Source organism: Bradyrhizobium agreste, assembly GCF_016031625.1.
GTDB classification, from domain to species: Bacteria; Pseudomonadota; Alphaproteobacteria; order Rhizobiales; family Xanthobacteraceae; genus Bradyrhizobium; species Bradyrhizobium agreste.
This window is the reverse complement of the sequence record NZ_JACCHP010000019.1, coordinates 1-24,593: the sequence shown is the minus strand read 5'-3', so window position 1 is coordinate 24,593 and position 24,593 is coordinate 1. Positions and strand designations below refer to the sequence as shown.

Here is a 24,593-nt window from a genome sequence, read left to right as displayed (position 1 = left end):
CGATTTCCGGCGGCGCCCTTGGCGGCTCAGCGCTTGCTGGCCTGCCGCAGCAGTCGTTCGCGCTCCATCGGCGCCACCTCCTTGGGCAGGTTGGCCTGCGCGCAGGCCTCCGCCAGCCGCCGCCGCTCCTGCCACGGCGCGACCACATTCATCCAGAGCTCGCGCGTGCCCATGATGGAGATGGCAAGGCCGAACGGGATCACGAAATAGAGAATACGGAACACCAGCAGCGTCGCCAGAAGCTCCTCGCGGCTGAACTGGGGCAGCGCCACCAGCATGGCGGCATCGAACACGCCGATCGAGCCGGGCGCGTGGCTGGCAAAGCCGATCAGGGTCGCCAGGATGAACACGACCGCAAGCGACATGAAGTCGATCGGCGGATTGGCCGGCATCAAGAGGTACATTGCCGTCGCGCAGAAGCCGAGATCGACGACGCCAATCAGGATCTGCACCAAGGTCAGCGGCGCCGAGGGCAGCACCACCTTCCAGCCTTTCTGACCGAGCTCGCGGCGCTTCTCGCCCATGCAGAGCCAGACCAGATACGCGCCGATCGATGCGAGTCCGCCGAGGGCGATCAACCGGTTGAGCGAGGAGGGGAGCTGATCCATCGAGGAGGCCGCATCCGGATGGATGGCCATGCCGATCGAGAGCACGAAGATGTTACCGAGCCAGAAGGTCAGGCCCGACAGGAAGCAGATCTTCGCGACGTCGATCGCGTTCAGCCCGTAGTCCGAATAGATCCGGAAACGGATCGCGCCGCCGGTGAAGACCGTGGCGCCGATGTTGTGGCCGATCGAGTAGGACGTGAAGCTGGACAGCGCCGCGATGCGATAGGGCACATGCTTCTTGCCGATCGTTCGCAGTGCAAAAAAGTCATAGAAGGTCAGCGTGCAGAACGCAAAGAAGACGCAGACCGCCGCCAGCCCGATGTTGCCGCGCGGAATCTCGGTCAATGCGGTCAAGATGACCCCGGCATCGATGCCCTTGAGGGTCCGCACCAGCGTGGTGATCGCGAAGGCGATGATGAAGACGCTCGCGGCAATTCCGAGCCGTCGCCAGCCGATCCATCTCTTGAAGCCGCGTTTCAGCGCGGGCAGCAGTCCGTGCATTCATCCTCCCGGCGGGGGGCAAGACCGATCGGGCCAGGCATTGGCCGGTCGGGTGCGATCATGGCCAAAGGCAGGCATTGATCGCTCGGCATGATCCAGCTCATTTAAGGCAAAAACAGTGGCTTGTGCAGCCCTTGACAACAATAGGTTCTGCGTCGGACCGGCCACTTCTGTCATATGCGGTTCACATCGGCGGCGCGTTAAGCATATGAGTCGCGAAACCGCCCCGGCACGCGCGTTTCGTATGTCGGCATGATTTCAGATGCCGGCGCGGTCCGCATTGTTCCAGCGCAAGCGATGCGGTCTTTTTGGAACGTCGATGCCGCGCACTCGTTGTGGCCCCATCAGCAACCGAACATGGCGGAATCTGCGGCTTTTCGTGCGAGCCGGCGCCTCCGTGTTCCCAAGACGGAAGAGGATCGGAACGATGGGACTGTTCACAAAGGACATCAAGACGATGAACGATCTGTTCGTGCATCAGCTCCAGGACATCTATTACGCCGAGCAGCAGCTCACCAAGGCGCTGCCGAAAATGGCGAGCAAGGCCACTGATCCGCAGCTGAAACAGGGCTTTTTGACGCACCTCGAGGAAACCAGGCAGCACGTTTCGCGGCTGGAGGAGGTGTTCAAGATGCACGGCGTCGCCGTGAAGGCGGTCGACTGCCCGGCCATCGACGGCATTATCGAGGAAGCCGACGACACCGCCGGCGAAGTCGCCGACAAGGCGGTGCTCGACGCAGCCTTGATCAATGCGGCGCAGGCCGCGGAGCATTACGAGATCGCCCGCTACGGCAGCCTGATCGCCTGGGCCAAGCAGCTCGGCCGCAATGACTGCGCCAGCGTGCTCGCCAAGACGCTGGAGGAGGAGAAGGCGACCGACAAGAAGCTGACGACACTTGCCGAGAGCAAGGTGAACCTGCGCGCGGCGAGCTGAGACGAGGAAATCATGAGCGCTGCGCGAGGTCCGCGCGGCGCTTTTGCTTGCCCACCTCCCACTGTCTTGTGCTGCTTCGGAGCGCCGTGGCCAGGATCAGCAATGTGAGCGAACTCGCTCATCTTCCATTCACCACTTCCGGAGCAGCTTTGTAGCCGGTTACCGATCGTCCACCACTGTCGGCTCAAGTGCGGGTCGATAGGGGCTGGCAATGTATCAAGTTTTCTACTGTCTAACCGACGAGCATGACTGGCGACTGGTCGCCCTTGGGGGCGCAGTGTGCCTGCTCGCCAGCGCTGCGGCGATCAGCCTGTTTCAGCGCGCACGCGCGACGCACGGAGCCGCGCGTCTGGCCTGGATCGCCTTGGATGCGGCCGTCAGCGGATGCGGCATCTGGGCGACGCATTTCATCGCGATGCTCGCCTACGGCCCGGGGAGCGCCGGCGCCTACAACATCCCGGTGACAATTCTGTCGTTGATGCTTGCGATCTCCTTGACCTTCGTGGGCCTGGGCATCGCCGTGGCGTCCTCGCGCCCGGTGTGGATCGTCGTCGGCGGCGCCATCGTCGGCCTGGGTGTCGCGGCGATGCATTACACCGGCATGGCGGCGCTGGAGATGCCGGCACGGGTGGATTGGATCGGAAGCACGGTTGCCGCCTCGGTGCTGTTCGGCGTCGTCTTCGCAGCGCTCGCGCTATTCGTCGCTGCCCGAGGTGACGGCATTCGGCCTGCGCTGAGTGCGACTGCTCTGCTGACGCTCGCGATCGTCGCGCATCATTTCACCGCGATGGGCGCGGTGCTGCTGACGCCGGACCCGACGCTCGCGATCAGCGGGCTCTCGATCCCGCCGGCCTCGCTGTCGTTCCTCACTGCCAGCGCCGCCGTCGCGATCATCGCGATTGCGCTCGTGGCCGCGCTGCTCGACCGCCGCGCCAAGGGCGAACTGGGCCGTCAGCAGATCGTGCTCGACAGCGCGCTGGAGAACATGTCGCAGGGGCTGTGCATGTTCGACGCCGACGGCAAGATCATCCTGTTCAACGAGCGCTATGCGACGATGCTCCGTCGTACCGACGTGCCGCTCACCGGCCGCTTGCTGGTCGACGTGCTCAGGGAAGAGCAGGCCAAGGGCCTGTGGCAGGGCGATGCGGACGAATTCTTCGCCCGCCTCGTCGCCGACGCCCGCGAGGGCCGCACCACGACCGACGTCGTCAACCGGTTCGGCCGCTCGATCCGGGTCGTCAACCAGCCGATGCAGGGCGGCGGCTGGGTCGCGACGTTCGAGGACATCACCGAATGGCTGGAGGCGCAGGCCAAGATCTCGCACATGGCGCGCCATGACGCGCTGACCAGCCTGCCGAACCGGGTGCTGTTCCACGAACAGCTCGAGCAGGGGCTGCGCCAGACCAGGTCGGGCGACCAGCTCGCGGTGCTTTGCCTCGATCTCGATCACTTCAAGGACATCAACGACTCGCTCGGCCATCCCATCGGCGATGCGCTGCTCAAGGAGGTCGGCCGCAGGCTCGAGGCCACCGTCGGCGAACAGGACACCGTGGCGCGGCTCGGCGGCGACGAGTTCGCGGTGGTCCAGATCGGACGCTCCGAGGAGATCGCCGCGCGATCACTTGCCGGGCGCCTCGTCGAGGTGATCTCGGCGCCTTACCAGATCGACGACCATCAGATCGTGATCGGCGTCTCGATCGGCATCTCGCTGTCGCCGCAGGACGGCAGCAATCCGGACGAGCTGTTGAAGAACGCGGACCTGGCGCTCTACCGCGCCAAGGCGGACGGCCGCGGCACCTATCGTTTCTTCGAGACCGGCATGGATGCGCGCGCGCAGGCGCGGCGCCTTCTGGAAATGGATCTGCGCGCGGCGCTGCAGCGCGACGAGTTTCAGGTCTATTACCAGCCGATCCGCGAGGTCGCCAGCAGTCGCGTGGTCGCCTTCGAGGCGCTGCTCCGCTGGAACCATCCGCAACGCGGGCTGATCGCGCCCATCAGCTTCATCCCGCTCGCCGAGGAGACCGGGCTCATCGTTCAGCTCGGCGAGTTCGTGCTGCGCTCCGCCTGCACCGATGCGGCCACCTGGCCCGACGATGTCGACGTCGCCGTCAATTTGTCGCCGGTGCAGTTCAAGAGCCCGAACCTGATCGCATCCGTGACGGAGGCGTTGGCCGCCTCGGGACTCGGTGCGCGCCGTCTCGAGCTCGAGATCACCGAATCCGTTCTGCTCCAGAACAGCGAGGCGACGCTGACGACCTTGCACGAGCTGCGCGCCATGGGCGTGCGGATCTCGCTCGACGATTTCGGCACCGGCTATTCGTCGCTGAGCTACCTGCGCAGCTTCCCGTTCGACAAGATCAAGATCGACCGCTCCTTCGTGTCGGAGTTGGCGACGCGCGACGATTCCATGGCGATCATTCGCGCCGTGACCGGCCTCGGCCGCAGCCTCGGCATCGTCACCACGGCGGAAGGCGTCGAGAACGACGCGCAGCTCGAGCTGCTCCGGCGCGAGGGCTGCACCCAGGCGCAGGGTTATCTGTTCAGCAAGCCGCGGCCTGCCTCGGATGTCGCGATCATGCTGGAACAGCCGCGACTGCGCGCCTCGGCTTGAAAGGTCAGCTTCGGCGCAGCGCGAAGTGCGCGCCGCAGAACGCCATCACGGCGCCGAGGCAGAGGGCGGCAAGCCCTGCGAGCACGCCCGAGACGGTCGGAATCGGGCTCGGCGCCGACGCCGCCTGACCCGCTCCCGCAAGCAGGAGCACGCCGACCGCGATCAGGAATTGCCGCATCCGCTGCGGGATCTGTCCGGAGACGGCGCTCTGCATCAGGCTCGCCGTGAAATAGCCGCCGGAGAAGCCGACCGTGGCGATCAGCCACCAGGCGATCGCAGCGCCCGCCGGAATGAACTCGTGCGTGTCGGAGCGCCAGAGGCCGCCGAGGTCGAGACCGTAGCGCGCGCCCAGCATGTGTACCGCGAGCGCGAGCAACACACCGGAGATCATTGCGGCGCCGAGAATCAGGTGGCGCGGAAAAAAGGTCGTCTCAGCCATGCCTCGCTTGTAGGATGGCCGGGGGCGATCGCGCAAGCCGATCGCCGATGGGATCATTGATCGACATGCCGGGAGCTGAAGCTGGCTCGGCCACGAGCTACGCCTACAAGGCCTCGCTGATCGGCTCGGCACATCGATTCGAGCTGACGGAGCAGGGGCTGTCCTGGCACATCGCCGGCCGCTCCTCGCTGTGGCGCTATGACGAGATCTCGGCGATCCGGCTGTCGTTCCGCCCGGTGTCGATGCAGCAGCACCGCTTCCGCGCCGATATCAGCCGCGCCGGTGGTGGCCGCATCGCCATCCTGTCGACGAGCTGGCAGACCGCGGCACTGATGGCGCCGCAGGACAACGGCTTTCGCGATTTCCTGATCGAGCTGCATGCGCGGATGGCGAAAGCGGGCAGCCGCGCCGAATTGTCCGGGGGCCTCAGCCGCAAGACCTATGCAGCGGTGCTGGCGTTCCTGGCCGTGCTCGCAGTGGCGATGGCGGGGCTCCTGATCCGTGCGCTTCTGACCGGCGAATTCGCCGGCGTGCTGTTCATCCTCGGCTTCGCCGCGCTGTTCGCCTGGCAGGTCGGCGGCTTCGTCCGGCGCAACCGGCCGCAGAGCTACAGTTTCGACCGCGTGCCGGAGGCGCTGTTGCCCTAAAGCGTTTTCGAGCGAAGTTGGGTCCGGTTCGCGTGAAGAAAACGCGTGCCCTACTCCGTCGAATCGAAATCGTCCTCCTTGGTGCCGAGCAGCGAGACGATGGTGCGCAGGCCGGAGTCGAGCTGCTCGGGCGAGGGTGGGGCGAGCGCGAGGCGCACCGCGTTCGGGGCATGACCGTGCGCGATCGCGAAGGTCGAGGATGGCGTCAGTGCGATGCCGCGCCGCGCTGCCGCCGCGACGAACGTCTGCGAGCGCCAGTGCGGCGGCAGCGTCAGCCAGAGATGATAGGCGCGCGGATCGGCGGCGAGCTGGTAGCCGGCGAGCAGCCGTGCGGCGGTCTGCTGGCGGCGCGCGGCGTCGATGCGTTTCAGCCGGGTCAGTTCGGCGACGGTGCCGTCGGCCATCAGCCGCTGCCCGGCCGCGAGCGCGTAGCCCGAAGCGATCCAGCCCCCGGTGCGCACCGCGCCCATCACGCTTTCGCGCATGTGAGGTGGCGCGACCAGCATGCCGAGCGCGAGCCCCGGCGCGACCTTCTTGGACAGGCTGTCGATCACGAAGCAGCGGTCGGGCCCGAGCGCCGCCAGCGGTGTGTCGTCGGCGAGGAAGCCGTAGACGGTGTCCTCGACGATGGTGAGATCGAGCTTCTCGGCGACGCGCATGATGTCGGCGCGCCGCGTTGCGTTCATGGTGACGCCGAGCGGGTTCTGGATGATGGGCTGCAGATACAGGGCCGACAAATGCGCCTCGCGATGGGCCTTCTGGATGGCGTCGGGCCGCGCGCCGAATTCGTCCATGGGAATCGGGACCAGCGTCACACCGAGCCGCGCGGCGATGCTCTTGACGTAGGGATAGGTCAGCGCCTCGACGCCGCAGCGGCCGCCGGTGGGCACCAGCGCGGCAAGCGCGGCCGCGAGCGATTGCTTGCCGTTGGCGGTGAAGAAGATCTGCTCGGGCTCGGGCGCAAAATCCTTGCGCGCGAGATAGGCAGCGGCGGCAACGCGCGCACTCTTGGTGCCGGTGCTGGTCGAAACGCGCAGCGCGGATTCGAGCGCGTCGATGCGCTCGAGCCCCGCGAGGCTCTTGGCGATCATCGCCCATTGCTGCGGCAACAGCGGGTAATTGACCTCGAGATTGATGCGCGCGTCGGCCGGCTCGCGCATGGTCTCGACTTCGCGCCTGACGTCGCCGGAGATGAACGTGCCGCGCCCGACCTCGCCGACCACGAGGCCGCGGCGGAGCAATTCCGTATAAACCCGGCTCGCGGTCGAGACCGCGATGCCGCGGTCATAGGCAAAATTGCGCTGCGGCGGCAGCCGGTCGCCGGGCCTTAACGTGCCGTTAGTGATATCGGCCGCAATGGCATCGGCAAGCTTCACGTACTCGAACTTGGACATATTGCACCGAGAGCAATGTTTTGCTTGCTCCGAGGAGTGTACTGGAGCATTTAAGTTCCATCAAGTTCCGCGATTGAGCCGAGGAGAGCAAGAGCAATCCGACGGCAAATGAGGTGCAGGCGTCCACAAGCGCCCGCGCCAACGGTACCTGCTTCGCCGCGCGGGACGAAAGGCCGGAGAAGAAGAATGACCACGATCTCGCAAACTGCCGGGCGGACTTTGCGCCCATCCTCGTCGGGCGGATTTTTCAGTGCACTCGCCCACGGCGTCACCGCGCTGTTCGACCGCCTGGAGCGCCGCTCCGCCGTCAAGACGCTGAACGAGCTCGACGACCGCGCCCTGCGCGACATCGGCATCACGCGCAGCCAGATCGAGGATGCCGTGTACGGGCAGTTCAAGGCCGAGCTGTCGCGGTATCTGTGAGCCGTTCCTATCGCTCGTTGCTTCCGTGTCCCGGACGCGGCGCAACGCTCTTGGCGTTGCGTCGCAGAGCCGGGACCCAGGAGCCACAGCGCGTGCTGCCACATGGGCCCCGGCTCTGCAGCGCTTCGCTGAAGTAGCGCTGCGCTGCGTCCGGGGCACGAGAGCGGTGTTTTCATAAACAGCTGTCCAACGTCGTCATTGCGAGCCAACAGGTCCGCGCGGCGCGCGGCCCATCACAGGCTCCGCGAAGCAATCCAGACTGTCGCCGCGGAAAGATTCTGGCTTGCTTCGCTGCGCTCGCAATGACGGAGTGTGGGGAGACGACGCCGTTCCTCAAATTCGTAGGATGGGTAGAGCGAAGCGAAACCCATCAACGCTTTCCGTGTTGAATCCTGATGGGTTTCGCAAGTGCTCTACCCATCCTACACGCTCTCTGCTGTCGCGGTATTTGTGAGCGAATGCGGGATCAGGCGATCGCGACCTGATCCCACGCTCCGCCGAATGCTCGATCGTCTTCAGTTCTGCTCGGTTTGCGGTGAGGCCTTGAGGCACTGCGTTGGCGTCCATGTCGGACGTCCAGTCGCTGCAGGCGTGAAGCAACGTTGCTCGTGAATGCAGCAATCGCTGCCGCTGCCTGTTTGACGGCGAACAGGATCGTGGTGACGCGGCTCATCACGCCGAGCAGGATCAGCGCCGAGAAGATGTCGATATAAGCGAGGAAGTCGCCGACCAGCATGAGTTCCGGGGGAATCGGAATCCTGTGATAGTAGGCAAGCACGATGATCGCGACGGGGACGACGGCGATCACCTTCCGCACCGTCAGTCGATCCAGCTGCTCCGCCAGCTGGACGACCAGCACCTCCCATAGCGCATCACTGATCGCGAGCGGGACCTCGTAGGTCCATCTCCGCCACCATTGCTTCATGGCATTGCTCCGAGTTCAATGCCTTACCACCAGCACCGAGCACTTGGCGTAACGCACGACGTGGCCGGCGTTGGAGCCGAGGAAATAGGTGCGCATCGCCGGCCGGTGCGAGGTCATCACGATCAGGTCGGCCTTCATGTGCGCGGCTTCCTCCAGGATCTCGTGGTAGATGCCGCCCTGGCGCACCACGCTGGAGATGCGGGAAGGCTCGATGCCGGATTCGCGGGCGACGATGGCGAGGGCCTCTTCCGAGGTCTGGCGCTGCTGCTCGTCGAAATCGGCCGGGACATATTCGGCCAGCATCACCGGCGTCATCGGCAGCACGTTGAGCAGGCGTACATTGCCGCTCCAGGTCTGCGACAGCGTCGCTGCGGTCGCGATCGCCGGCTTGGCGAGATCGGTGTCGGCGAGGTCGATGGGCACGAGGATGGACTTGAACATCTGCGCCTCCAGTCTTCCGGCCAGGAAGTCTAGAGCGATTTACGTTGCGATGGAATCGGAACGGGGCTCTAGCTTCCTGTTTGGACGCGTTTTCTTTACGCGAACCGGTACCCACTTCGCTCGAAAACGCTGACGTGAACCAGGCTGGATCGACCGGTCGAGACGGCGCCCGCGCGTCTCTAGCCCGATCGAAGCAGCTTGGGGCTCACGAACAGCACGAGCTTGCCGCGGCGGTAGGCCACGTCATCCCAATCCTTGACGTCAAAGTCGAAGATCGCAAGCCCTGCGGTGGGCAGGTTGTGGGCGAGCGCCTTGGCGCCATGGTGATGATCGCCGCCGCCGATCAGCATCAGGGCGACCTCGTGCATGCCGGGATTGTGGCCGATCAGCAGCAGCCGCTTCGGATCGGCCGGGGCAGTTGCGGTGCGAATGGTCTCCAGGATCTGCGCGGGATCGGCGCCGTAGAGCTCCGGCAGGACCTCGACCTGCGGCGCCGGGACGCGGTCCTTCATGGCCTTCCAGGCGATGTCCCAGGTCTGCCGGGCCCGCACGGCGTGCGAGACCAGCACGGTATCGGGGAAGGGGGGATGGGCGGCGATCCAGTCGCCCATCTGCGCGGCATCCCTGTGGCCGCGGTCATCGAGCCGGCGGTCCTGGTCACGGCCGCTCGGTGCGTCGGTCTCGGTCTTGGCGTGACGCAGCAGCATCAAACGGCGCATGGCATTCTCGAATCGTTACGCGTCCAGGATAATCTACAGGCGCCGGTTGAGGACAAGGTGACAAGCGCCCGCACAGTCCTCTAAGAAAACTGCATGAGCGAGACTTTCACAAGCGTGCCCCAGCAAGAAGCCGGCCTTCGCGATCGCATGCGGCTGTCGTTCGATCTCGATGCCGACATTTGTGTGATCGGGGCGGGCCTTGCCGGGCTTTCCATCGCGCTGGAGGCGGCCCGGCTCGGGGCCAGCGTCGCGGTGCTCGAGGGCCGGCATATCGGCTGGAACGCCTCGGGCAACCAGCTCGGCACCGTGATGCCGGGCTTTGCGCTGCCGCTTAACGACCTTATCGAGCGCATCGGCTTCGAGGACGCCCGCGAATTGTGGGCGCTGTCGAAGGAGGGCGCCGAGTTCGTCCGGGCCATTGCCAGCGAAGAGAACATGCCGGGGATCGGTCTCAGCGCGGGCGTGCTGGAGGTCTCCAACGTCGATGCCGGCGACCGGCTGATCAGCCGGTTGCAGATGCTGAACGAGGATTTCGACACCGAGGTCGAGGGCTGGCAGGTCGACCGCGTGCGCGAGGCGCTCAAGACCGAGCATTACTTCCACGGCGTGTATTATCCAAAAGCGTTCCAGGTCGACGGCCGCAAATACGTGCACGGCCTTGCGGCGCTGGCACGGCGGGCAGGCGCCCGCATCTTCGAGGACACGCCGGTCGTCAGCATCGATCATTCCGGCATCCGCAAGCGCATCGTCACGCCCTCGGCGCGGCTGCGCGCGAGCCAGATCGTGCTCGCCGGCAACATTCATCTCGGCGCGCCCTCGAAGCGCTTGTCGGAGACGTTGCTGCCGGTCTGGCGCTATGCCGGCGTGACCGCGCCGCTCGGCGAGCGCCTGCACGAGATCATCGCCTTCAAGGAATCGGTGATGGATTCCGACGGTGTCGACCATTTCCGGATCGTCGACGGCGACCGGCTGATGTGGGAGAGCCCGGAGACCACCTGGGCCGCGCGTCCGCAGCGCTTCGCCGGCGCCGTCAGGCGGCGGATCCGGACGATCTTTCCCGAGCTCGGCAATGTCGAGGTTACCGAGATGTTCGGCGGCGCCACCGGCCACACCGTGCACGGCATGCCGCAGATCGGCCAGTTGCGCAAAGGCCTGTGGGTGGCGAGCGGGTTCGGCCGCCAGGGCATGAACACCTCCGCCATGGCCGGACAGATGATCGCGCGCAGCATTTTGTGGGGCGATGAGCGCTGGAAGCTGTTCTCGCCATTCGAGCTGGTCTGGGCGGGCGGCGCCGCGGGGCGCGTCGCCGGGCAGCTGGTCGGGATCTGGGGCAGGGCGAGCTCCGCCGCCGCAGGTGCGCTCGCGCGCTATCGCGAGCGCGCCAGGGTCAAGGACAGGCAACGCGAGGCCCGCCTCGCCGAAGCCAACCGCGCCGCCGGCACCAGTCCTCGCCGTGCCGCGCCCGGCGCGCGGCCGCGGCCGGCGCCGAAGGCTGCGGTCGAAGCCGCGGAACCGGTCGCGCACGATGACCGCGTCTCGCAATAAGTTGAGCGAAATTCCGCCCGGACGTGTAACGTCGGCCGACAGAAGCCCGTATCTCAGGCCATGGACTTCCCGCCCACGGAGAATGACATGCTTGACCGCCGCATCCTGCTCACGACTGTCGCCGGCCTGTTCGGCCTTTCCGCCTCCCGCTGGCTGCGAGGAACACCTGCCGAGGCCGGCGAGAAGGCCGCGGAAAAGTTCGAGATCACGAAGACCGAGGCCGAATGGCGTGCCCAACTCACGCCGCAGCAATATGAGATCCTGCGCAACCACGGCACTGAGCGGCCCGGCTCCAGCCCGCTCCTGAAGGAGCACCGCAAGGGCATCTTCGCCTGCGCTGGCTGCGACCTGCCGCTGTTTTCGTCCGAGACCAAGTTCGAGAGCGGCACGGGTTGGCCGAGCTTCTATGCGCCGATCGAGGGCAATGTCGGCAAGACCGAGGACCGCACCTACGGCATGGTCCGCACCGAAGTGCATTGCCGGCGCTGCGGCGGCCATCTCGGCCATGTCTTCGACGACGGCCCGAAGCCGACCGGATTGCGCTATTGCATCGACGGTTTCGGGCTGGTCTTCCACCCGGCTGCGGCGTCGGCGACGTAGGCAATCAAGCCGTCATTCCGGGATGGTCCGAAGAGACCAGACCCGGAATCTCGAGGTTCCGGATTCGATGCTTTGCATCGCTCCGGAACGACGCTCGCCCCGGCAATTGTTGCCGGTCCCGGCAATTGTGCCCCGGTCATCAGGCCGGGGCGTTTTCATTAAGTCGTTGATTTCCTGAAGATACCAGCATTGGCATAGGCCTTGCGACGTCTCTTTCCGATTGCGGCCATGGTCGACCGGCCGCCGAGATCGGATTTGGAGACAAAGTTATGGGTATCTTCGATGCAATGAACACCTCGGTGGGTGGCCTGCAGGCGCAGTCCTTCGCGCTGCAGAACATTTCCGGCAATATCGCGAACTCATCCACCACCGGTTACAAGGGCATCGGCACCAGCTTCGTCGACCTCATTCCGGACTCCTCGGTCCCGAGCAAGCAGGTCGCAGGCGGCGTGACGGCCAACGCCAAGGCCACCATCACCACCCAGGGCACGATCTCGTCCTCCAGCGTCGCCACCAACATGGCGATCACCGGCGACGGCTTCTTCTCGATCCAGAAGGCGAGCGGCGTCGTCGACAACGTGCCTGTCTTCACCGGAGTGACCTATTACACGCGGCGTGGCGACTTCCAGCTCAATGCCAACGGCAACCTCGTCAACGGCGCCGGCTATTACCTGATGGGCGTCACGGTCGACCCGAAGACCGGCAACCCGACCGGCAGCGTGGCGAGCGTCCTGCAATTCCAGAACAACTTCATCCCGGCGCAGGCGACCACCTCGATCCAGTACGCGGCGAACCTGCCGACCCAGCCGAACACGGTGGCGAAAACCACGGCCTCGAGCGGCACGCTGCTGGCGGCCGGCGGACTCAACCCGTCCGATTTCGCCGCCAACCCACTGCCGGTCGGCACGCCGCCGGCGCCCTACGCCAATGCGACCGTGTCGGGCGCGGCTGCAACCGGCAACATCCGCTCGGCCTATTCGTCAACGACGGCCACGGGCACGGTTGCGCTCCAGAACAATTCGTCTGCGGTGGCGTCCACCACCACCTCGCTCGACAACACTGCCGGCACGCATCTCGCCTCCAGCATTCTGACGGCATTGAGCGGCCAGACACTGACCATCAACGGCAACACCATCACGTTCAACGCCGGCACCACGGTCTCCACCGTCGGCAGCAACACCACGATCGGTCTCGGTGCGGGTACGACGGCGACAGTGGCCGACATCCTGAACGCGATCCAGACTGCCGGCGGCGCCGGCGTCACCGCTTCGCTCTCGGTGAGCGGCAATATCCAGATCTCGACCGGCACCGGCACCGACGTGGCGGTCGGCAGCGGTACGGCCGCCACCGCGCTTGGCATCAGCAGCGTGACGCGCGGCGGCAACGTGCTGTCCTCGCCACCGATCTCGGGCGCAACGGTGCTGAGCGGCACGGCGACCGCCGGCGGCGCCCAGGTGCTCACATCGGGCTTCTCGGCGGGCCCGCCCGCCGACACGATCACCGTCAATGGTCAGACGCTGACCTTCGTCGCCTCGGGTGCCTCGGGCCCGAACCAGATCAACATTACCGACAACATCACCACCCTGCTCGGCAAGATCGACGCGCTCTCCGGTGCCTCGGGCTCGTCGGTCAGCAGCGGAGGCGTGATCACGCTCAACACCGGCACCGTCTCCAACCTCGTGGTGTCCAGCTCCAACAGCGCCGCCTTCGCCGCACTCGGCTTCACCTCGACCATCACCAAGAATCGCGACGGTGGCGGCACCGCCGGCACCGGCGGCGTGATCGGCAACGACATCGCGACCTTCACCAAGGAATCGATCAGCGGCGGCGCGGTGACGGCCTACAACGCCGCCGGCACGCCGGTGAACCTGCAATTGCGCTGGGCCAAGACCGACAGTGCCTCGCTGGGTGCGGGCCATTCGGACAGCTGGAACCTGTTCTACCAGACCGACCCGAACGCGACCGGCACCACGGTCGGCTGGGTCAACACCGGCCAGACCTTCACCTTTGCCGCCGACGGCTCGCTGACCTCGCCGAGCGGCTCGGGCATCACCATCAACAACGTCACCGTCAGCGGCCAGTCGCTCGGCTCGGTCGCCTTCAACATCTCCTCGGGCGGACTGACGCAATATGCCAGCACCAGCGGCGCGGTGACGATCAACACCATCACCCAGAACGGCTATGCCGCCGGTCAGCTCCGCTCGGTCGCTGTCAACAACAACGGCACCGTGGTCGGCACCTTCTCCAACGGCCAGAACCTCAACCTCGCCCAGGTGCAGCTGTCGCATTTCAACGGCACCAATTATCTGAAGGCGCTCGATGGCGGCGCCTATGCCGCGACCGAACAGTCGGGAGACGCCATCGACGGCGCCTCGGGCACCATCAGCGGTTCGTCGCTGGAGGGATCCAACACCGACATCGCCGACGAATTCACCAAGCTGATCGTGACCCAGCAGGCCTATTCGGCCAACACCAAGGTGATCACGACGGCAAATTCGATGGTGCAGGATCTCCTCAACGTGCTGCGCTGATCGGCGCGTGACGTAACCAAAGGCGGGCCAGTGATATGGGTTTGAGTTCAGCGCTCGCCAGTGCGATGAGCGGTCTGCGTGCCAACCAGGCCGCGCTCTCGATCGTCTCCTCGAACGTCGCCAATGCGCAGACGCCGGGTTACGTCGTCCAGACGCCGAACCAGATCGAGGTCACCACCGGCGAGTTCGGCTCGACGGCGATGACGACCGGCGTCAGCCGCGAGCTCGACGCCTATGTGCTGAACCAGCTGCGGACCGAGACCGGCGGCAGTGGTTACGCCGACCAGATGGCCAACATCCTGAAGCAGCTTCAGAATGTCTATGGCACGCCCGGCAACAGCGGCACGCTCGAAACCGCGCTGAACAAATTCACCACGGCGCTGCAGGCGCTGTCGACGAGCTCGGGGGCATCGTCGGCGCAAACGGTCGCGCTCGGCGCGGCGCAGGCGCTGGCGACGCAGCTCAACGTCACCACCAAGGGCATCCAGTCGCTGCGTTCCAACGTCGAGCAGGATCTCGGCAATTCGGCGCGGGCCGCCAACGCGGCGATGCAGCAGATCGCCGCCATCAACACCAAGCTGCAGGGCCTGTCGCCCAACGATCCCTCGGCTGCCACGCTGATGGACCAGCGCGACCAGGCCATCAACACGCTGTCGAAATATGTCGACGTCCGCGTCACCACCGACGGCTCGAACCAGACCAACATCTACACCACGACCGGCATTCAGCTGGTCGGCGCGGGGCTCGCCTCGGAATTCTCCTTTGCCTCCGCCGGCGCGCTGTCGGCGACCTCGCTCTACAACATCGACCCGGCCAAGTCGGGCGTCGGCGCGCTCAACATCAAGCTGCCGAACGGCTCGCAGGTGGACGTGGTCGCCAACAACGTGGTCTCGTCGGGGCAGATCGCGGCCGATCTGAAGCTGCGCGACGAGACGCTGGTGCAGGCGCAGAACCAGATCGACCAGCTCGCCGCCACGATGGCGAGCGCTTTGTCCGACAAGACCACCGCCGGCAGCACCGTCTCCGGCCCGCCGGCTGGTTTCGACCTGGAGCTAGCCGGTGCGTTGCCGGGCAACACCGTCAACATCACCTACACGGACAGCGCCACCAACACGCAGCGCCAGATCACGCTGGTCAACGTCACCGACCCCGCCGCGCTGCCGCTCCAGAACGCCACGAACGCCAATCCGATGCGGATCGGCGTCAACTTCGCCGGCGGCATGGGCGCGATCGCCTCCGCGCTGAACACCGCGCTGTCGGGCACGCATCTGTCGTTCTCCGCAGCCCCGTCCCCGGCGACCGCGACGACATTGCGGGTGACCGACGACAACACCGGCCTTGCCAAGATCAACTCGGCCTCGACCACCAAGACGATCTCGTCGCTGACCTCGGGCAATCCGCAGCTGCCGCTGTTCACCGACGGCGGGCAGGCGCTCTACACCGGCGCGATCACGGCATCGGGCTCGCAGATGACCGGCCTTGCCGGACGCATCGCCGTGAACACGCAGCTGGTCGCCGACCCGACCAGGATGTCGGTCTACAACACTTCGCCGGTGACGCCCGCGGGCGACACCACGCGTTCGGACTATCTCTATTCCCAGCTCACCAGTGCGGTGTTCTCCTATTCGCCGCAGAGCGGTCTCGGCTCGGCGACCCAGCCGTTCACCGGCAGCGTCTCGAACTTCCTCCAGCAGTTCCTGAGCGTGCAGGCCAATGCCGCGACCCAGGCGACGCAGCTTCAGCAGGGCCAGAGCGTGGTGGTCTCGACGCTTCAGGCCAAGTTCGACTCGACCTCCAAGGTCAACCTCGACGCGGAGATGTCGAACCTGATCCAGCTGCAGAATGCCTACGCCGCCAACGCCCATGTCATGTCGGTGGTGCAGAGCATGATGAACACGTTGATCCAGGCTCAATTGTAAACAGTAACAGGGCTCTGAAACATGTCGATCGCCAGCATCAACTACTCCTCGTCGATTCTCGGCGCCCAGATTCGCAACATCAATCAGCAGCTCACCGACCTGTCGACGCAGCTTTCGACCGGCAAGCTGTCGCAGAACTATTCCGGCATGGGCACCAACGAGGGCTTTGCCATCGCCGGCCGCGCGCAGCTCTCCAACATCGCCGCCTATACCGACACGATCACCAACGTCAACGTCAGCATCAACCTCGCCAATACCGCGCTGCAATCGCTGACCAAGATCCGCAGCACGGTGCAGACGGGTTCGGCCAACACCGCGCAGGACCTCAACGTCAATGGCCAGACCGTCGCGCAGAACACCGCGGCGGCCCAGTTCGGCTCGATGGTCGGCGTCCTCAACACGCAGACCGGCAACCGCTATCTGTTCTCCGGAACGGCCGTCAACACCCAGTCGGTGACCGATGCCGGCGACATTATCAACGGCACCACGACGCAAGCCGGCTTCAAGACCGTCATGGCCGAGCGCCAGGCCGCGGACTTAGGGGCCAGCGGCATGGGCCGCCTGGTGCAGACGCAGCCGACGGCAAGCTCCGTGCAGGTGTCGGAGGACGTCGCCGGATCGCCGTTCGGCCTGAAGATCAAGACGGTGTCCTCGACGCTATCAGGCGCGACCGTCACCGGCCCGAGCGGCTCGCCGGTGTCCTTCTCGGTCGATCTCAACGGCGTCAATCCGAACAACGGCGACAAGCTCAGCATTCAGTTCACCCTGCCGGACGGCACGACCGAGCAGATCGACCTGACGGCGTCCTCGGCGACGCCGACGCCGCTCGGCAGCTTCGCGATCGATGCCAGCACGCCCGTCAACCCGAACAACACCGCCGCGAACCTCAACACGGCGCTGAACACCGCGATTCAGAAGCTCGCCAACACCTCGCTGGTGGCGGCGTCGGCGATCGTTGCGGGCGACAATTTCTTCAACACCGCGAGCTCTGCGATCGGCACGCCCGTGAACAATCAGGCCGCGACGCCGGCGGCGATCAGCGGCGCGACGGCGCTGTCCGGCGCGAGCCCCTCGGACTCGATCTCGCCGGGGTTCGTCACGGGCGATACCATCACCGTCAACGGCACCACGTTGACCTTCGTGGCCTCGGGCGCGACTGGCAACCAGCTCAACGTCACCGACAGCATCCAGACCCTGCTGAGCAAGATCGATGCGATCACCGGGACCTCGAAGCCCTCGACGGTCCATGGCGGCTCGATCACGATCAACACCGACGATGCGGCGAGCCTCAACATCACGACGTCGAACACCGGCGCGCTGAGCGCGCTCGGCTTCGGTTCGACGCCGGTGACCGCCACGCAGCCGCCGCTGCGCGTCGGCTCCTCGCCGGCGAGCGCGGCGACGACGCTGGTGAACGGCTCGGCCACCACCGTGAAGTGGTACCTCGGCAATGACGGGCCGGGCTCGCCGCGCTCGACCGCGATGGCGCGGGTCGACGATGCCGTGACGGTGCAGTACGGCGCCCAGGCGAACGAGGATGCGATCCGCCGGCAATTGCAGGCGATCGCGGTGTTCGGCACCTTCTCGACCTCGCCGACCGGGCAATATTCGGGCGGGCAGGTCTCGGCGCTGAGCCTGCGCGTGACCCAGGCGCTGACCCAGCAGCCCGGACAGCAGCGCATCGAGGACATCCAGACCGACATCGCGATGGCCCAGAACACGATGAAGGACGCGAGCACGCGCCAGACCCAGGCCAAGGCGCAGCTCCAGGCCATCATCGACCAGGCGGAATCGGCGTCGCCCGACCAGGTCGCGAGCGAGATCCTGGCGCTGCAGAACGCTTTGCAGGCGTCCTACCAGGTGACCTCGAACCTGGCACAGCTCTCGCTCGTCAAGTTCCTGTAAGGAGGCGTTAAGACGCCGTTAACCATGCCTGTTTACCTCTTGGTGAGGATTGCGGCGGGGCGGAGCGATCGATGTCGGACATGATGCAGCTGGTGGTGGCGACGCCTTGCTTCGGCGGGCAGGTGTCGAGCATCTATGCGAGCTCGATCTTCGCGCTGCAGCGGGCGGTGCACGGCATGTCCAATCTCGAGCTCAAGGTTCTCTTGCGGGACGGCGATGCGTTGATCACCCGTGCGCGGGCCAATCTGGTCGCGATGTTCCTGGACGACCCCGGGGCGACGCACTTCCTGTTCATCGATGCCGATATCGGCTTCAAGCCGGAGCAGGTGTTCCGCCTCATCGAATGCGGCGCGGACGTCGTCGCCGGCTGCTATCCGATCAAGCGGGTCAACTGGGACAAGGCCGCGCGGGCGATCCAGTCAGGCCGCACTGACGTGCCGGCGGCCTCGCTCGACTACGTGCTCGAGATCGAGGATCCCGACCGCATCGTCGTCGTCAACGGTTTTACCCGCGTGCGTTATGCGGGGACGGGTTTCCTGATGATCCGGCGCCATGTGCTGGAGGCGATGTGCCGGCATCCGGACTACGCGAACCTCCAGTTCTTCCGCGAGCATTCTCATGATGCGCTGGCGGCGAGCCGGAACCGGTTCGCGCTGTTCGAATGCATGATCGATCCGGCGACCGGCACGTATCTGTCCGAGGACTTCGCCTTCTGCAAGCGCTGGACCGACATCGGCGGCGAGATCTGGGCCGACATTCAGAGCCCGCTCGACCACGTCGGGCCGTCGGTGTTTCACGGCGAGATCGCCTCGCAATTCGCAGCGGCGCCTGCGGCGGCGGCCGATGCCGCGGCGTGAGCCTTTCGGGATGAGCGACGGCGCATCCCCTCGGCGGGAGATGCGACGCGCCGCCGACGGCGGCTCGCGCTATCGCCTGCGCGATCTCTTCACGCCGCTCGACACGCTGCTCGTTGCCGGCGGAGATCCGCGCCTGGCGCTCGATCTCACGGGCCGCGTCAACGCCTATGGCTGCGCGGCTTCACCGGAGCCGGAGATCTGGAATTTCGCCTCCTCGACCGCGTCGACGATCTCGCAGGCGGCCTATGACCGCGCCGCGCTGGCGCGCGAAGAGCTGATGCACAAGTGCCTGCTCGACGAGATCGAGCTCGCTTTCGACGCACGCTGCGAGGATATGCGTCACGAGCTGCGCGGTCATCTCCAGCTCTCGCCGCGCGTCGACGTGGTGTTCTCGCCCTCAGGCACGGACTCCCAGCTCCATGCCCTTTTCCTGGCGCGCACGATGCTCGGCGCGCAGCCGGTGACGATCGTGGTCGGCGGCGACCAGACCGGCAGCGGCACGACCCATACCGCGCGTGGACACCATTTCAGCGTCTTGACGGCGAGCGGCTTTGCGGTTCGCAAGGACGGCGCGGTGGCGGGGCTGGCCGGCGCCAGCATCTCGCTGCCGTTGCGCGCGCCGGGGGCCGGGATCGCAATGCGCACTGATGCCGATGAAGCGGTGCTGCATGCGGTCGAGGCCACGATCGCGCAAGGCGCGCCCGTGCTGCTCCAGATCATGGATTGCTCGAAGCTCGGATGGCGTGCACCGAGCTCGGCCTGCCTCGACGAGATCGCGCGGCGTTGGCCGCGCAAGGTCCAGATCGTCGTCGACGCCTGCCAGGCCCGGCTCGGCCGCCGGCGGCTGCGCTCCTATCTCGACCACGGCTATATGGTGCTGATCACCGGCTCCAAATTCTTCGGCGGACCAGCCTTCAGTGGTGCGCTGCTGGTGCCGAAGGGCCTGTCGCGGTCGCTCGACCGCGTCGAGGGGATCGCGGCTGGAATCCTTGATTACGCCGGCCGCTGCGATTGGCCGATGGCCTGGACGGCGCTGCGTTCGCGCTTCGAACGCCGTCCGAATTTTGGTCAATGGCTGCGCTGGGAGGCGGCGCTGGCCGAGATCGGCAGCTACTACGCCGTGCCCGGGGCCTTCCGCGCCGGGATGCTCGCCGAGCTCGCTGCCGGCATCGATAGCATGATCGCTTTGTCGACGTCGTTGCGCTCTGTTTCGGCCGCGACCCACGTGGCCGGCATCGACGACGAGGAATTCGCGCAACCGACCATCTTTCCGCTCACGCTGCTGCGCGACGGCAAGCCGGTGTCTGTTGCCGACACCACTTCTGTTCATCGCGCGCTGGCGCGTGACGTCAGCGCAGAGATCAACGGCAGCGCGGAGGACCGTCAGGTCGCTGCGCAGCGCTGCCTGATCGGCCAGCCGGTGCGGCTGGAGCGGCAGGACGAAACGCCGCAAGCCGTGCTGCGCCTCTGCGTCGGCGCGCGGCTGGTGACGGAGGCCTGGTCGCCGGACAGGGCGGAAGCGCAACGCAACGTGCAGCACCTTCTCGACCAGATCGCCCACGTCCTGGTGAAGATCGAGCTGCTGCTCGCCCGTGGCGCAGCGACGGCCGTACCCGTTAAATCCGCGTTCGAGGTGTGAGATGCAGCATCCGGTTTGCGCGCCGATCGGCCTCGCCGCAGCGAATTACGCCGACCGCATCGGCTTTGCGGAGCTGACGCGCCGGGCCTTCGAAGGCGTCGATCTGCATCCGTTGCGCGACCAGCTCGTCGCGCGCATCGCGGCAGGCACCGCGCTGGCGGGCGAGGGGCTGGACCTGTCGTTGGTCACCCAGCTGCTGGGTGACAAGGATCGGGGGCTTGCGATCCAGTCCGAGGTGCTCGCCTTCCATCAATTGTTCCGAACGCCCGGCGCAGGCCCGAAGCCAGGCTTGCGCCTGCTCGCGCTTGCAGCCGACATCGACATGGGCGGCAACACGCCGATCGATTTCCTGCTCGAAGGCTCGGATGTCGAGCTGTTGACTCTCTATGTGATCAAGGGCATCGGTCTGCCCGAAACCTTGCCGGAGCACGACGTGGCCATCGTGGTCGCGTCCGATTCCGAGGAATGCCGTGAGGCGCTCGCCCTGATCGACAAGGCCGCACCGCATTGGCCGCGGCCGCTGCTCAATCGCCCCGATCGCATCGGCAATCTCGATCGCGACAAGCTGTATCGGCTGCTGGCGGACGTGTCCGGCCTCGACATTCCCGCGACCGTCCACGCAACGCGCGCGCAATTGTCGGACCTCGCGCAGGGACGGATCGCGTGCGCGGACATCGCAGGCGAATTGCACTTTCCGATGATCGCGCGGCCGCGCGGCTCGCATGCCGGTGTCGGGCTCGCGAAGCTCGACGATGCGGCGGCGCTCGCGGTCTATCTCGCTGAACGGAAGGAGCAGGACTTCTTTGTCGCACGCTTCGTCGATTATGTCAGCCCCGATGGCCTCTACCGCAAGTATCGCCTCGCCATGGTCGACGGCAAGCCGTACGCGTGCCACATGGCGATCGCCGACCGCTGGGACATCTGGTATCTCAACGCCTACATGGCCTTCAGCGAAGAGAAGCGGACCGAAGAAGCCGTCTTCATGCGCGACTTCGATCATGCTTTCGGCGAGCGCCACAGAAGCGCGCTCGAGGAGATGAGCCGGCGCGTCGGCCTCGACTATTTCATCGTCGATTGCGCCGAGAACGCGAACGGCGAGCTTTTGGTGTTCGAGGCCGACAACACCGCCGTCGTGCACAACATGGATTCGCCGCTCGTGTTTCCCTACAAGCCGCCGCAGATGCGCAAGATCTTTGTCGCCTTCACGGCGATGCTGTCGCGGCATGCAAGGACGGGCAGGGAGAGCGCAGCATGAACGAGATCATCCGCAATACGCAAAGCTCCGTCGCGAACACTTCGCTCGATCCGCAGGACTGGAGCGAGTTTCGCGCGCTGGCCCACCTCATGCTGGACGAGACGATCGATGGCATCGCCAACGTTCGGGCGCGACCCGTCTGGCGGCCGATCCCCGATGGCGTCCGCGCGGCATTCAGGGCGGACGTGCCGCGCGAGGCGAGCGACCTTGCCGAGGTCTATCGCGAATTCTCCGAGCATGTCGCGCCCTATGCGACCGGCAACCTCCATCCCGGCTTCATGGGCTGGGTGCATGGCGGCGGCACCGCGGTCGGCATGCTCGCGGAGATGCTCGCCGCCGGCCTCAACGCCAATCTCGGCGGACGCGACCACATGCCGATCGAGGTGGAGCGCCAGATCGTCGACTGGATGCGCCGCCTGTTCCTGTTTCCCGAGAGCGCAAGCGGCATCTTCGTCACCGGCACGTCGATGGCCAATCTGATGGCCGTGCTGGTCGCGCGTACCACTGCGCTCGGCACGCTGGCGCGGCAGCACGGCATCGGCAATGACGGTGCGCTGCTCACGGCCTATACGTCGCAGGCGGCGCATGGCTGCATATCGAGGGCGATGGACATTGCCGGGCTCGGCACCGATGCGCTGCGCAAGATCGCCGTCGATGCCGATCATCGCATCGACGTTGCCGCATTGCGCGCGCAGATCGCCGTCGATCGCGAGGTCGGCTTCAAGCCTTTCCTGGTGGTCGCATCCGCCGGCACGGTCGATATCGGTGCGATCGACGACCTCAGGGCGGTCGCCGAGCTGTGCCGCGAGGAAGGACTCTGGTTTCACGTCGACGGCGCTTTCGGTGCGCTCGCAATCCTGTCGCCGGAGCTTGCGCCGCTGCTCGGCGGCATCGAGCTTGCGGATTCAATCGCGCTCGATTTCCACAAATGGGGGCAGGTGCCGTACGACGCAGGCTTCCTGCTGGTGCGCGACGGCGAGCAGCATCGGCAGGCCTTCGCGCAGCCGGCGGCCTATCTGAGCCGCGAGGCGAGGGGGCTTGCGGCGGGCGCGGTCTGGCCCTGCGATCTCGGTCCCGATCTGTCGCGCGGCTTCCGGGCGCTGAAGACCTGGTTCACGCTGAAGACGTTCGGCACCGACCGGCTGGGTGCGGCGGTTGCGCGAAGCTGTGCGCTCGCCAAGTATCTGGAGACGCGCGTGCTGGCTGAACCGCGGCTGGAATTGCTGGCGGGCGTCAATCTCAACATCGTCTGCTTCCGCTATCGCAGCGGCGATGCGGTCAATCGCGAGATCGTCGCCGACATCCAGGAGTCCGGCATCGCCGCGCCATCGAGTACGATGCTGGACGGAAAGTTCGCGATCCGCGCCGCGATCGTCAATCACCGCACCGAGGAGGCGGACATCGATGCGCTGGTCGCAGCCGTGCTGGAGTTCGGCGGACGTCGGAGCGGCGGAGTGATCGAGGTCGACGCGCCGCCGCTTGCGGCCCACTAGAATCGATGCATGCTGAAACGACAACGGCCCCGGAGGCGATCCGGGGCCGTTGTCGTTGGCGGGAACGCCTGTATCAGGCGGCGGTGCTGACGTCGTCCTTGTCCGCGGCCGCCTCGGGATGAGTGGCCTCGAACTGGTTGCGCAGCTTCTCCTCATAGGCGATCAGCTTGCGGGCCTCCTTCAGCGCCCGGTAGAGGTCGCCGTTCAGGATGTTGTTGTTGATGCCTTCGATGATCGGCCAGGAGCTCGGCACCGCGGTGACGATGTCCCGCACCAGGTTGAAATAGGTGCCGTGCTGGGTCTGCGGATCCGGGGAGATGTACATGAGCTGGACCGCCAGATAGACGAGCTTGGCGGGCGTGTCGGCGGTCTCCGGCGTGAGGATGTCGCGCTCGCGCAGGATCGGCACGTTCTCGCCATCGATCAGGAGGCGGGCGCGCTGGTCGGTGTTGGTGATCACGGAATTACCGACGATGATGCGTTCGTGCGGCTTGAGCTCGACCTTGAGGGCCATTCCTGTTCTCCATTAACCCACTTGTAACGAGCGGCGCGCGCTTCCCGGAACAACGGCTGCCGGTCCTGATTTGGGTCCGATCCTTGCTGAATGTGGTTAACGGGTCGTAAACATTTGGGCGGCGGCTGAAAAACGATGCGCCGTCAATATCTTGTGCTCTTGCAAAAGAGTCGGCCGGAACTCTGCGAGTGAGCGTTTCGGGTTCGACGCGGAGAAACTGGCGGTTTCATTTCACGGATTGTTAGAGGCTCGAAGGCACCGTCCGCCGGTCGTTTGATCAATCTCGGTCAAACAGGACGCGTAGCTACCAGAAAGGTAACAGTATGTCCGGTATCGTTCTCTCTGCGTCGGTTCGTCAGAACCTGCTCTCTCTCCAGTCCACCGCCGATCTCCTCGCCACCACCCAGTCGCGTCTGTCGACCGGCAAGAAGGTGAACTCGGCGCTGGATAACCCCACCAACTTCTTCACCGCCCAGTCGCTCGACAACCGCGCCAGCGACATCAACAACCTGCTCGACGGCATCGCCAACGGCGTGCAGGTGCTGCAGGCCGCCAACACCGGCATCACCTCGCTGTCGAAGCTGCTCGACTCCGCCAAGTCGATCGCCAACCAGGCGCTGCAGACCACGGTCGGCTACTCCACCAAGTCGAACGTCTCCACCACGATCGCCGGCGCGACCGCGTCCGACCTGC

21 protein-coding genes are annotated in these 24,593 nt (G+C 65.8%); 14 read left to right on the top strand and 7 right to left on the bottom strand.

Annotated features, from left to right (window positions below; all coding sequences use genetic code 11):
• Window positions 1–26 precede the first annotated feature (26 nt).
• Window positions 27–1,109 (bottom strand): lysylphosphatidylglycerol synthase transmembrane domain-containing protein, encoded by a 1,083-nt coding sequence (locus tag HZZ13_RS25400; protein WP_197962239.1) that lies wholly within the window; start codon window positions 1,107–1,109, stop codon window positions 27–29.
• A gap of 427 nt (window positions 1,110–1,536) precedes the next feature.
• On the opposite strand from HZZ13_RS25400, the gene HZZ13_RS25395 reads away from it, so the two are divergent.
• Window positions 1,537–2,043: a YciE/YciF ferroxidase family protein gene (locus HZZ13_RS25395; RefSeq protein ID WP_197962238.1), complete on the top strand. Its 507-nt coding sequence runs from the start codon at window positions 1,537–1,539 to the stop codon at window positions 2,041–2,043.
• A gap of 211 nt (window positions 2,044–2,254) precedes the next feature.
• The gene (locus HZZ13_RS25390; protein ID WP_197962237.1) at window positions 2,255–4,654 is read left to right on the top strand and encodes a bifunctional diguanylate cyclase/phosphodiesterase; all 2,400 of its coding nucleotides are present in this window, start codon (window positions 2,255–2,257) and stop codon (window positions 4,652–4,654) included.
• 4 nt (window positions 4,655–4,658) lie between these two features.
• Here HZZ13_RS25390 and HZZ13_RS25385 read toward each other — a convergent pair whose 3' ends face one another.
• The gene (locus tag HZZ13_RS25385; RefSeq protein WP_197962236.1) at window positions 4,659–5,093 is read right to left on the bottom strand and encodes a hypothetical protein; all 435 of its coding nucleotides are present in this window, start codon (window positions 5,091–5,093) and stop codon (window positions 4,659–4,661) included.
• A 47-nt stretch (window positions 5,094–5,140) separates the two neighbouring features.
• Between HZZ13_RS25385 and HZZ13_RS25380 the strand changes: the two genes are divergently transcribed.
• Window positions 5,141–5,740, top strand: a complete 600-nt coding sequence (locus tag HZZ13_RS25380) for a hypothetical protein (protein ID WP_246504557.1) — start codon at window positions 5,141–5,143, stop codon at window positions 5,738–5,740.
• Between the two features lie 50 nt (window positions 5,741–5,790).
• Here HZZ13_RS25380 and HZZ13_RS25375 read toward each other — a convergent pair whose 3' ends face one another.
• A complete protein-coding gene (locus HZZ13_RS25375) occupies window positions 5,791–7,134 on the bottom strand; it encodes an aminotransferase-like domain-containing protein (RefSeq protein ID WP_197962235.1) in 1,344 nt (447 codons plus the stop codon).
• A gap of 186 nt (window positions 7,135–7,320) precedes the next feature.
• On the opposite strand from HZZ13_RS25375, the gene HZZ13_RS25370 reads away from it, so the two are divergent.
• On the top strand, window positions 7,321–7,557 hold the full coding sequence (locus HZZ13_RS25370) for a DUF1127 domain-containing protein (protein WP_197962234.1): 237 nt from the start codon (window positions 7,321–7,323) through the stop codon (window positions 7,555–7,557).
• Between the two features lie 466 nt (window positions 7,558–8,023).
• On the opposite strand, the gene HZZ13_RS25365 is transcribed toward HZZ13_RS25370, so the two are convergent.
• The 3 genes from HZZ13_RS25365 to HZZ13_RS25355 form a co-directional block, all read right to left on the bottom strand.
• The gene (locus tag HZZ13_RS25365) at window positions 8,024–8,416 is read right to left on the bottom strand and encodes a hypothetical protein (protein WP_311972752.1); all 393 of its coding nucleotides are present in this window, start codon (window positions 8,414–8,416) and stop codon (window positions 8,024–8,026) included.
• Window positions 8,417–8,497: 81 nt separating this feature from the next.
• The gene (locus tag HZZ13_RS25360) at window positions 8,498–8,923 is read right to left on the bottom strand and encodes a universal stress protein (RefSeq protein ID WP_197962232.1); all 426 of its coding nucleotides are present in this window, start codon (window positions 8,921–8,923) and stop codon (window positions 8,498–8,500) included.
• 179 nt (window positions 8,924–9,102) lie between these two features.
• Window positions 9,103–9,642, bottom strand: coding sequence for a SixA phosphatase family protein (locus tag HZZ13_RS25355; RefSeq protein WP_197962231.1), 540 nt, complete (start codon window positions 9,640–9,642; stop codon window positions 9,103–9,105).
• A 93-nt stretch (window positions 9,643–9,735) separates the two neighbouring features.
• Here HZZ13_RS25355 and HZZ13_RS25350 point away from each other — a divergent pair, with 93 nt between their 5' ends.
• The 9 genes from HZZ13_RS25350 (at window position 9,736) to HZZ13_RS25310 (ending at window position 23,386) form a co-directional block, all read left to right on the top strand.
• Complete coding sequence (locus HZZ13_RS25350; RefSeq protein ID WP_197962230.1) at window positions 9,736–11,187, top strand: NAD(P)/FAD-dependent oxidoreductase; 1,452 nt, start codon at window positions 9,736–9,738, stop codon at window positions 11,185–11,187.
• 87 nt (window positions 11,188–11,274) lie between these two features.
• Window positions 11,275–11,787, top strand: a complete 513-nt coding sequence (gene msrB, locus HZZ13_RS25345; RefSeq protein WP_197962229.1) for a peptide-methionine (R)-S-oxide reductase MsrB — start codon at window positions 11,275–11,277, stop codon at window positions 11,785–11,787.
• 269 nt (window positions 11,788–12,056) lie between these two features.
• Window positions 12,057–14,318 carry a flagellar hook-basal body complex protein gene (locus tag HZZ13_RS25340; RefSeq protein WP_197962228.1) on the top strand — a complete coding sequence of 754 codons (2,262 nt, stop codon included), beginning with the start codon at window positions 12,057–12,059 and terminating at the stop codon, window positions 14,316–14,318.
• 35 nt (window positions 14,319–14,353) lie between these two features.
• Window positions 14,354–16,237: a flagellar hook-associated protein FlgK gene (gene flgK / locus HZZ13_RS25335; RefSeq protein ID WP_197962227.1), complete on the top strand. Its 1,884-nt coding sequence runs from the start codon at window positions 14,354–14,356 to the stop codon at window positions 16,235–16,237.
• Window positions 16,238–16,258: 21 nt separating this feature from the next.
• Window positions 16,259–18,142, top strand: a complete 1,884-nt coding sequence (locus tag HZZ13_RS25330; protein ID WP_197962226.1) for a flagellar protein — start codon at window positions 16,259–16,261, stop codon at window positions 18,140–18,142.
• A gap of 71 nt (window positions 18,143–18,213) precedes the next feature.
• Window positions 18,214–18,999, top strand: a complete 786-nt coding sequence (locus HZZ13_RS25325; RefSeq protein WP_197962225.1) for a methylenetetrahydrofolate reductase — start codon at window positions 18,214–18,216, stop codon at window positions 18,997–18,999.
• A 10-nt stretch (window positions 19,000–19,009) separates the two neighbouring features.
• Window positions 19,010–20,638: a hypothetical protein gene (locus HZZ13_RS25320; protein ID WP_197962224.1), complete on the top strand. Its 1,629-nt coding sequence runs from the start codon at window positions 19,010–19,012 to the stop codon at window positions 20,636–20,638.
• 1 nt (window position 20,639) lies between these two features.
• Window positions 20,640–21,893, top strand: a complete 1,254-nt coding sequence (locus HZZ13_RS25315; RefSeq protein WP_197962223.1) for an ATP-grasp domain-containing protein — start codon at window positions 20,640–20,642, stop codon at window positions 21,891–21,893.
• On the top strand, window positions 21,890–23,386 hold the full coding sequence (locus HZZ13_RS25310) for a pyridoxal phosphate-dependent decarboxylase family protein (RefSeq protein WP_197962222.1): 1,497 nt from the start codon (window positions 21,890–21,892) through the stop codon (window positions 23,384–23,386). Before HZZ13_RS25315 ends, HZZ13_RS25310 begins: the two co-directional genes overlap by 4 nt.
• A 73-nt stretch (window positions 23,387–23,459) precedes the next feature.
• On the opposite strand, the gene flbT is transcribed toward HZZ13_RS25310, so the two are convergent.
• Window positions 23,460–23,900: a flagellar biosynthesis repressor FlbT gene (flbT, locus tag HZZ13_RS25305; RefSeq protein WP_197962221.1), complete on the bottom strand. Its 441-nt coding sequence runs from the start codon at window positions 23,898–23,900 to the stop codon at window positions 23,460–23,462.
• 323 nt (window positions 23,901–24,223) lie between these two features.
• Between flbT and HZZ13_RS25300 the strand changes: the two genes are divergently transcribed.
• Window positions 24,224–24,593: flagellin N-terminal helical domain-containing protein (locus HZZ13_RS25300; protein ID WP_446471684.1), on the top strand; the 370-nt coding region annotated here is incomplete at its 3' end.

What these genes read in the sequence shown, in the direction of transcription:
- HZZ13_RS25400 (WP_197962239.1), bottom strand. Translation starts at nt 1,109, where the DNA reads ATGCACGGACTGCTGCCCGCGCTGAAACGCGGCTTCAAGAGATGGATC.
- HZZ13_RS25395 (WP_197962238.1), top strand. Translation starts at nt 1,537, where the DNA reads ATGGGACTGTTCACAAAGGACATCAAGACGATGAACGATCTGTTCGTG.
- HZZ13_RS25390 (WP_197962237.1), top strand. Translation starts at nt 2,255, where the DNA reads ATGTATCAAGTTTTCTACTGTCTAACCGACGAGCATGACTGGCGACTG.
- HZZ13_RS25385 (WP_197962236.1), bottom strand. Translation starts at nt 5,093, where the DNA reads ATGGCTGAGACGACCTTTTTTCCGCGCCACCTGATTCTCGGCGCCGCA.
- HZZ13_RS25380 (WP_246504557.1), top strand. Translation starts at nt 5,141, where the DNA reads ATGGGATCATTGATCGACATGCCGGGAGCTGAAGCTGGCTCGGCCACG.
- HZZ13_RS25375 (WP_197962235.1), bottom strand. Translation starts at nt 7,134, where the DNA reads ATGTCCAAGTTCGAGTACGTGAAGCTTGCCGATGCCATTGCGGCCGAT.
- HZZ13_RS25370 (WP_197962234.1), top strand. Translation starts at nt 7,321, where the DNA reads ATGACCACGATCTCGCAAACTGCCGGGCGGACTTTGCGCCCATCCTCG.
- HZZ13_RS25360 (WP_197962232.1), bottom strand. Translation starts at nt 8,923, where the DNA reads ATGTTCAAGTCCATCCTCGTGCCCATCGACCTCGCCGACACCGATCTC.
- HZZ13_RS25355 (WP_197962231.1), bottom strand. Translation starts at nt 9,642, where the DNA reads ATGCGCCGTTTGATGCTGCTGCGTCACGCCAAGACCGAGACCGACGCA.
- HZZ13_RS25350 (WP_197962230.1), top strand. Translation starts at nt 9,736, where the DNA reads ATGAGCGAGACTTTCACAAGCGTGCCCCAGCAAGAAGCCGGCCTTCGC.
- msrB (WP_197962229.1), top strand. Translation starts at nt 11,275, where the DNA reads ATGCTTGACCGCCGCATCCTGCTCACGACTGTCGCCGGCCTGTTCGGC.
- HZZ13_RS25340 (WP_197962228.1), top strand. Translation starts at nt 12,057, where the DNA reads ATGGGTATCTTCGATGCAATGAACACCTCGGTGGGTGGCCTGCAGGCG.
- flgK (WP_197962227.1), top strand. Translation starts at nt 14,354, where the DNA reads ATGGGTTTGAGTTCAGCGCTCGCCAGTGCGATGAGCGGTCTGCGTGCC.
- HZZ13_RS25330 (WP_197962226.1), top strand. Translation starts at nt 16,259, where the DNA reads ATGTCGATCGCCAGCATCAACTACTCCTCGTCGATTCTCGGCGCCCAG.
- HZZ13_RS25325 (WP_197962225.1), top strand. Translation starts at nt 18,214, where the DNA reads ATGTCGGACATGATGCAGCTGGTGGTGGCGACGCCTTGCTTCGGCGGG.
- HZZ13_RS25320 (WP_197962224.1), top strand. Translation starts at nt 19,010, where the DNA reads ATGAGCGACGGCGCATCCCCTCGGCGGGAGATGCGACGCGCCGCCGAC.
- HZZ13_RS25315 (WP_197962223.1), top strand. Translation starts at nt 20,640, where the DNA reads ATGCAGCATCCGGTTTGCGCGCCGATCGGCCTCGCCGCAGCGAATTAC.
- HZZ13_RS25310 (WP_197962222.1), top strand. Translation starts at nt 21,890, where the DNA reads ATGAACGAGATCATCCGCAATACGCAAAGCTCCGTCGCGAACACTTCG.
- flbT (WP_197962221.1), bottom strand. Translation starts at nt 23,900, where the DNA reads ATGGCCCTCAAGGTCGAGCTCAAGCCGCACGAACGCATCATCGTCGGT.